At 69.4% G+C, this 6804-nt stretch carries 6 protein-coding genes and 1 pseudogene; all 7 read left to right on the top strand.

The window, feature by feature from the left end; all coding sequences use genetic code 11:
• Nucleotides 1-120 (top strand): annotated as a pseudogene (locus ON41_RS40460) (tRNA (guanosine(37)-N1)-methyltransferase TrmD); the annotation flags it as partial.
• Nucleotides 121-425: 305 nt separating this feature from the next.
• Nucleotides 426-2894: a Tex family protein gene (locus ON41_RS21895; RefSeq protein ID WP_083905530.1), complete on the top strand. Its 2469-nt coding sequence runs from the start codon at nt 426-428 to the stop codon at nt 2892-2894.
• A gap of 250 nt (nt 2895-3144) precedes the next feature.
• On the top strand, nt 3145-4023 hold the full coding sequence (locus ON41_RS21890; RefSeq protein ID WP_063709930.1) for a hypothetical protein: 879 nt from the start codon (nt 3145-3147) through the stop codon (nt 4021-4023).
• Nucleotides 4024-4199: 176 nt separating this feature from the next.
• Nucleotides 4200-4541, top strand: a complete 342-nt coding sequence (gene rplS, locus ON41_RS21885; protein ID WP_040749563.1) for a 50S ribosomal protein L19 — start codon at nt 4200-4202, stop codon at nt 4539-4541.
• A gap of 111 nt (nt 4542-4652) precedes the next feature.
• A complete protein-coding gene (gene lepB / locus ON41_RS21880) occupies nt 4653-5480 on the top strand; it encodes a signal peptidase I (protein WP_174411346.1) in 828 nt (275 codons plus the stop codon).
• A 136-nt stretch (nt 5481-5616) separates the two neighbouring features.
• The gene (locus ON41_RS21875; RefSeq protein ID WP_246461042.1) at nt 5617-6363 is read left to right on the top strand and encodes a ribonuclease HII; all 747 of its coding nucleotides are present in this window, start codon (nt 5617-5619) and stop codon (nt 6361-6363) included.
• Nucleotides 6364-6408: 45 nt separating this feature from the next.
• The gene (locus tag ON41_RS21870; protein ID WP_011210678.1) at nt 6409-6714 is read left to right on the top strand and encodes a DUF2469 domain-containing protein; all 306 of its coding nucleotides are present in this window, start codon (nt 6409-6411) and stop codon (nt 6712-6714) included.
• Nucleotides 6715-6804 lie beyond the last annotated feature (90 nt).

Genomic DNA, 6804 nt, shown 5'->3' with positions numbered 1-6804 from the left:
GGCCTCGAGGTTCCCGAGATCCTGCTGTCGGGCAACCACGCCCGCATCGAATCCTGGCGCCGCGAGCAGTCCCTGGACCGGACCCGCGAGCGGCGTCCCGATCTGCTTCCGCCGGACTGACGGGTCAGCGGGCGCGCCGCTCCACGACCCAGCACGTTTCACTGTGGTCCGGGCATGGCGTTTCACTGTGGTCCGGGCATGGCGTTTCACTGTGGTCCCGGCATGACAGTTTCACTGTGGTCCCGGCATGCTTTCGGCCGGGACCGCCTTCGCTACGGCAGCGCCGCACCCCGACTCGCCCGGACCGCGTGTCGGCGCGTCTCTGCTGTTCGGAGGGGTGCGGGGGTCGGAAAGGGGTGGGGCTGCGAGGGTTCCGGTGCGGCACCCTGGCTGGTTGTCGGACCGCGACGGTAGTGTCTGCGGGCGTGACGACAGCCCCAGAATCCGCCAGCGCCGAACCCGTCAGCGCCGCCGCCGGTTCCGTCTCGGCCGATCCGCCGGTCGTCGGGACCGTTCGCCTCGGCACCGTCAGCCGCCGCATCGCCGACGAGCTGAGCGTGCGCGACGAGCAGGTGCGCGCCGCGGTCGAGCTGCTCGACGGCGGCTCCACCGTGCCGTTCATCGCCCGGTACCGCAAGGAGGTCACCGGCGGCCTGGACGACGCGCAGCTGCGCCAGCTGGAGGAGCGTCTGCACTACCTGCGCGAGCTGGACGAGCGCCGGGGTTCGATCCTGGAGTCCATCCGCGGCCAGGGCAAGCTGGATGCGGCACTCGAGCAGCAGATCATGCTGGCCGAGACCAAGGCCCGCCTCGAGGACATCTACCTCCCCTACAAGCCGAAGCGGCGCACCAAGGCGCAGATCGCCCGCGAGGCCGGCCACGAGCCGGTCGCCGACGCGCTGCTGGGCGACCCGACGACCGACCCGGCGGGCTACGACGCCGAACAGCTCGACGGCGCCCGCGCCATCCTGGTGGAGCGCTTCGCCGAAGACGCCGACCTGGTCGGCGAGCTGCGCGAGCTGATGTGGAACCGCGGCCGGGTCACCTCGAGCGTGCGCGCCGGCAAGGAGGAGGCGGGCGCCAAGTTCGCCGACTACTTCGACTTCGCCGAGCCGTTCACCACCCTGCCCTCGCACCGGATCCTCGCGCTGCTACGCGGCGAGAAGGAAGAGGTGCTCACGCTGCACCTCGAGCCCGACGCAGAGGAGCCGACGGAGGGTGAGCGCTCGATCTACGAGGGCCGCATCGCGGTGCAGTTCGGCATCGCCGACCAGGGCCGCCCCGCCGACTCCTGGCTGCTGGACACCGTGCGCTGGGCCTGGCGCACCAAGCTGCAGGTCAGCCTCGGCATCGATATCCGGATGCGGCTGCGGCAGTCCGCCGAGAAGGACGCGGTCGACATTTTCGCCGCCAACCTGCGCGACCTGCTGCTGGCCGCACCCGCCGGCACCCGGACCACGATGGGCCTGGACCCCGGCTACCGCACGGGCGTCAAGGTCGCGGTCGTCGACGGCACGGGCAAGGTGGTGGCCACCGAGGTCATCTACCCCCACAAGCCCCAGGGCCAGACGGAGAAGTCGCTGGCGGTCCTCGGCGCTCTGGTCGCCCGGTTCGGCGTGGAGCTGATCGCGATCGGCAACGGCACCGCCTCGCGCGAAACCGACGCCCTTGCCGCCGAACTCATCTCGCGCATCCCCGAGAACAAGCCCACCAAGATCGTGGTGTCCGAGGCCGGTGCCTCGGTGTACTCGGCCTCGGCCTACGCCACCCAGGAACTGCCGGATATGGACGTCTCTCTGCGCGGCGCGGTCTCCATCGCCCGCCGCCTGCAGGACCCGCTCGCCGAACTGGTGAAGATCGACCCCAAGTCGATCGGCGTCGGCCAGTACCAGCACGACGTCTCGGAGACCCTGCTGGCCCGCTCGCTGGGCGCGGTGGTCGAGGACGCGGTGAACGCGGTCGGCGTCGACGTCAATACCGCCTCGGTGCCGCTGCTGTCGCGGGTGTCGGGCGTCTCCGGCTCGGTGGCGGAATCCATTGTGGCCCACCGGGATCAGAACGGCCCCTTCCGCAACCGCACCGCCCTGCGCGACGTGCCCCGCCTGGGCCCCAAGGCCTTCGAGCAGTGCGCGGGCTTCCTGCGCATCCGCGAGGGCGACGACCCGCTCGACAACTCCGCGGTGCACCCCGAGGCCTATCCGGTCGTGCGGCGCATCCTCGACGACACCGGCCGGGGCGTCCTGGAACTCATCGGCAACAGCGCGGTGCTGCGGTCGCTGCAGGCGGCGAAGTTCACCGACGACACCTTCGGCGTCCCCACCGTCACCGACATCATCGCCGAACTGGAGAAGCCCGGCCGCGACCCGCGCCCGGAGTTCAAGACCGCGGAATTCGCCGCCGGCGTCGAGAAGGTCGCCGACCTGAAGCCCGGCATGGTGCTCGAGGGCGTGGTCACCAACGTGGCCGCGTTCGGCGCGTTCGTGGATGTCGGCGTGCACCAGGACGGCCTGGTCCACGTGTCGGCCATGTCGCACACCTTCGTCCGCGATCCGCGCGAGGTCGTGAAGTCCGGCGATGTCGTGAAGGTCAAGGTGCTCGAGGTCGACGTGGCCCGCCAGCGCATCGGCCTGAGCCTGCGCCTGGACGATGAGCCGGGCAAGCCCGAGAAGGGCGGCCAGGGCCAGCGTGGCGGTCAGCGCCCGCAGGGCCAGAGCCGCGGTGGTCAGGGCGGTGGAGGCCAAGGCGGCGGAGGTCGCGGTGGTCAGGGCGGCGGAAATCAAAACCGCGGCAACCAAGGGCGCGGCAACCAAGGCCGAAACCAGCAGCGCCGCAACGCCCCCGAACCCAACGGAGCCATGGCCGACGCGCTGCGCCGGGCGGGTTTCGGCAAGTAGGCAGATCGCACGCGTCCGGTCCCGCCGCGCCGTGAGACCGGACGTCGATGTGGGGCACGGCCTCCCGCCGTGGCCGCGAGCGGACACGCTCGTGTCCGCTCCCGCGGGTTGTTCGGTGTGTCGCACGCGGTTCTGCTGGCGGTCATGATGTTCCTGCACAATGTGGCTGAGGGCGGGTTCGGGCGCGGAGCATCCGGCCCGCGCACGGACAGCGATCGCGCACCACTGGCCGGAGACGGGTATGGCGGGTATCAGACGATGGCTCGATGATTCGGTCATCGCGCAGGGACGTCTGCCGCTGCTGTGCTTCCTGCTCGGATTCATCGTCGGATTCCTGCTGATCCGGCTGAGCGTCCGGCTGATCCGCAAGCGGGTGCGCTGGTGGCCGGGCAATCTGCGCGCGGGTGACGTGCACATCCACCACATGGTGTTCGGCGTGGTGCTGGTGCTGCTGTCCGGCATCGGCCTGGTCGCCAGTTACGGCAGCGGGGTCGGGCCGGTCAGCGTGCTCGCGGCGGCGTTCGGGGTGGGCGCGGCCCTCGTCCTCGACGAGTTCGCGCTCATCTACTACCTGCGCGACGTGTACTGGGAGGAGCAGGGCCGCACCTCGGTCGACGCGGTCTTCGTGGCGCTGGCCGTGACGGGCCTGCTGCTGCTGGGCTTCCATCCGCTGTGGCTGTTGGAGGTCAACGACATCCGCTACGACGACAGCACGCCGGGCCGCCTGCTGCTGGCGCTGTTCGCCGTGGTGAATCTCGGGCTCGCCGCCGTCGTCATCGCCAAGGGCAAGATCTGGACCGGCCTGTTCGGCATGTTCTTCCTGCCCCTGCTGGTGGTGGGCGCGCTGCGGCTGAGCCGTCCCGGCGCGCCGTGGGCCCGCTGGCGCTACGCCGGTCGCTCGAAACTCATGCAGCGCGCGATCCGCCGCGAACGCCGCTACCGCAGGCCGGTGATCCGGGCGAAGATCTTCGTGCAGGACCTCATCGCCGGCAGCCCCGATGTGGCACACGTCCGGCGGGCGACCGAGGAGGAGCTGGCCCGCCGCGTGGTCCCGGCCCCCGCGCCGCCGCACCCGCCCAGGATCGTCCGGAAGGTGGCCGATCCGACCGGCGTCAACGCGGCCTCGTAGCCGACGCGTGTGGCCCGGGCAACCCGATTAACCCCGTGGTGGGAAGGTCTGGCACAATAGCCGGGTTGCCCTGGGCAAGTCTGCCCCGGCGCACCGCCCAATATCCGGAGCACGAACCGGTCGAGCGTACGCCGCCGCCAGGTTCCTCTGTTCACGCGAACTTCCAAAGGACGGAAATGAACACCCTCGACTTCGTCGACGAAAAGTCGCTGCGCACCGATGTCCCCGACTTCCGGCCGGGCGACACCATCAACGTGCACGTGAAGGTCATCGAAGGCAACAAGGAGCGCATCCAGGTCTTCAAGGGCGCGGTCATCCGGCGCCAGGGTGGCGGCATCCGCGAGACCTTCACGGTCCGCAAGGTCTCCTTCGGTGTCGGTGTCGAGCGCACCTTCCCGGTACACAGCCCCAACATCGACCACATCGATGTCGTGACCCGCGGCGATGTCCGCCGGGCCAAGCTGTACTACCTGCGCGATCTGCGCGGCAAGGCCGCCAAGATCAAGGAAAAGCGCTGAGATCGTCAGCATGCTCGCGAAACCCCCGGCCGGTCGGCCGGGGGTTTTTCGTTTGGGGCGCCCGGGGCGGCAGCGCGCGGCTCCTCAGCGGGCCGGGCTACGCTGTTCGGCGTGGCAGACGATTACGACTCGGTGCGGGTGACCGGAGCGGATGACGATCGCGCGGGGGAGACCACGCCGAGACAGCGGCGCGGGCGTGCGAAGAAGCAGAAGAAGCAGCGCCCGTTCTGGCAGGAGCTGCCGATTCTCATCGTGATCGCCGCGGTGATCGCCGCCCTGGTGGTGACTTTCATCGGCCGTCCGTACGTGATTCCGTCGCAATCGATGGAACCGACGCTGCACGGCTGCTCCGGCTGTACCGGCGACCGCATCTACGTCGAGAAGCTCAGCTACGACTTCGGCGATCCGAAGCCCGGCGACGTGGTGGTCTTCGTGGGACCGAGCCAGTCGTGGAACAAGGCCTACCAGTCCAACCGGTCGAGCAATATCGTCATTCGCGGCGTGCAGAACTTCTTCTCGTTCTTCGGTTTGGTGCCGCCGGACGAGAACGACCTGGTGAAGCGGGTGATCGCGACCGGCGGTCAGACCGTGCAGTGCTGTGACGCCCAGGGCCGGGTGCTGGTCGACGGCAAACCGCTCGACGAGCCGTACGCGCACTACAACTACCCGTATCAAGCGGGCCTGCCCTATGCGGTGAAGACTCCGGGCGCCCTGTCCATCAACCCCCGCGGCCGCGAATTCGGTCCGATCAAGGTGCCCGACGGCAACGTCTGGGTGATGGGCGACAATCGCAACGAATCCGCCGACTCCCGCGCGCACGTGGACGACGAGTACTCCGGCACCGTGCCTGTCGACGACATCCGCGGCAAGGCGGTCTTCAAGATCTGGCCGCCGAACCGGATCGGCCCGATCCGATCGCAGGATCCCCAAGCTCAGTAAGGCGTCGGACGCGGTAGATAATCGAATGGTGGGTGTTGTGGCGCGGAATCAACAGCGCGTCGTCCGCAACGGTAAGGGCGGCAAGGGAATTCGACCCGTCGCTGTCCGCAGCGGAGACTGGCCGCCCCGGGTGGTGATGCGCCGGGCCGCCGGCCTGCGCACGCTGGAGGCGGCGCTGATCCGTAGCGGCCTGGGGCCGGTCGCGGGGGTCGACGAGGCCGGGCGCGGGTGCTGTGCGGGCCCGCTGGTGGTCGCGTCGTGCCTGCTGGCGCCCAAGGCGTACGACTCGCTGGCCGAGCTGGACGATTCCAAGAAGCTCACCGAGGCCACCCGCGAGCGGCTGTTCCCGATCATCAAGCGGCGGGCGCTGGCGTGGGACGTGGTGGTGATCCCGGCGTGGGAGATCGACGCGATCGGCATCCACGTCGCCAATATCGAGGGCATGCGGCGCGCGGTGGCCGGACTGGGCGCCGAACCCGGTTACGTGCTCACCGACGGGTTCCGCGTGCCCGGTATCCCGGTGCCGTCGCTGCCGGTGATCGGCGGGGACGCGTCGGCGGCATGTATCGCCGCGGCCAGCATCCTGGCCAAGGTCACCCGCGACCGGATGATGGTCGACCTGGACAAACGCCTGCCCGGCTACGGTTTCGCCGCGCACAAGGGATACAACACCCCCGAACACCTGGCCGCGCTGAAGGAACTGGGCCCGACCGACGAGCATCGCCGGTCGTGGCGCAACGTGCGGATGACCGGCCGGGCGGACGAGACCGTCGCCGAGCCGGAACTGCTCGACGCCCTGGCAGCCGATCCGGAGGCGGAGATCGCCGCGCCGGACATGCCCGAGTCGAGGCGAGTGGCTACCGGCACGGCCCATGCGAGATGATGTGACCGGCACACCCGTGTGGCGAGAAGGAGGACGGTCCACCAGATGAGCGCCGAGGACCTGGAGAAATACGAAACCGAGATGGAACTCTCGCTGTATCGCGAGTACAAGGACATCGTCGGGCAGTTCTCGTACGTGGTGGAGACCGAACGCCGCTTCTACCTCGCCAACTCCGTCGAGTTGCGGCCGCAGAACGCCGACGGCGAGGTGTACTTCGAGGTGCGCATGTCGGATGCGTGGGTGTGGGACATGTACCGCCCGGCCCGCTTCGTCAAACACGTGCGGGTCATCACGTTCAAGGACGTGAACATCGAGGAGCTGGAGAAACCGGACCTGCGCCTGCCGGAGTAGCGGCGAGTTGTCCACAGCCGCACGGTTGTCCACAGGCCGGTTGTTTCCGCAGGTCGATGTCGTTGGCGCCGTGGCGGTTCCGGGCACGCT

The organism is Nocardia transvalensis NBRC 15921 (assembly GCF_000308875.1).
Classification (GTDB): domain Bacteria; phylum Actinomycetota; class Actinomycetes; order Mycobacteriales; family Mycobacteriaceae; genus Nocardia; species Nocardia transvalensis.
The sequence above is the reverse complement of the archived record's forward strand: the minus strand, read 5'-3'. Positions and strand labels throughout refer to the sequence as shown.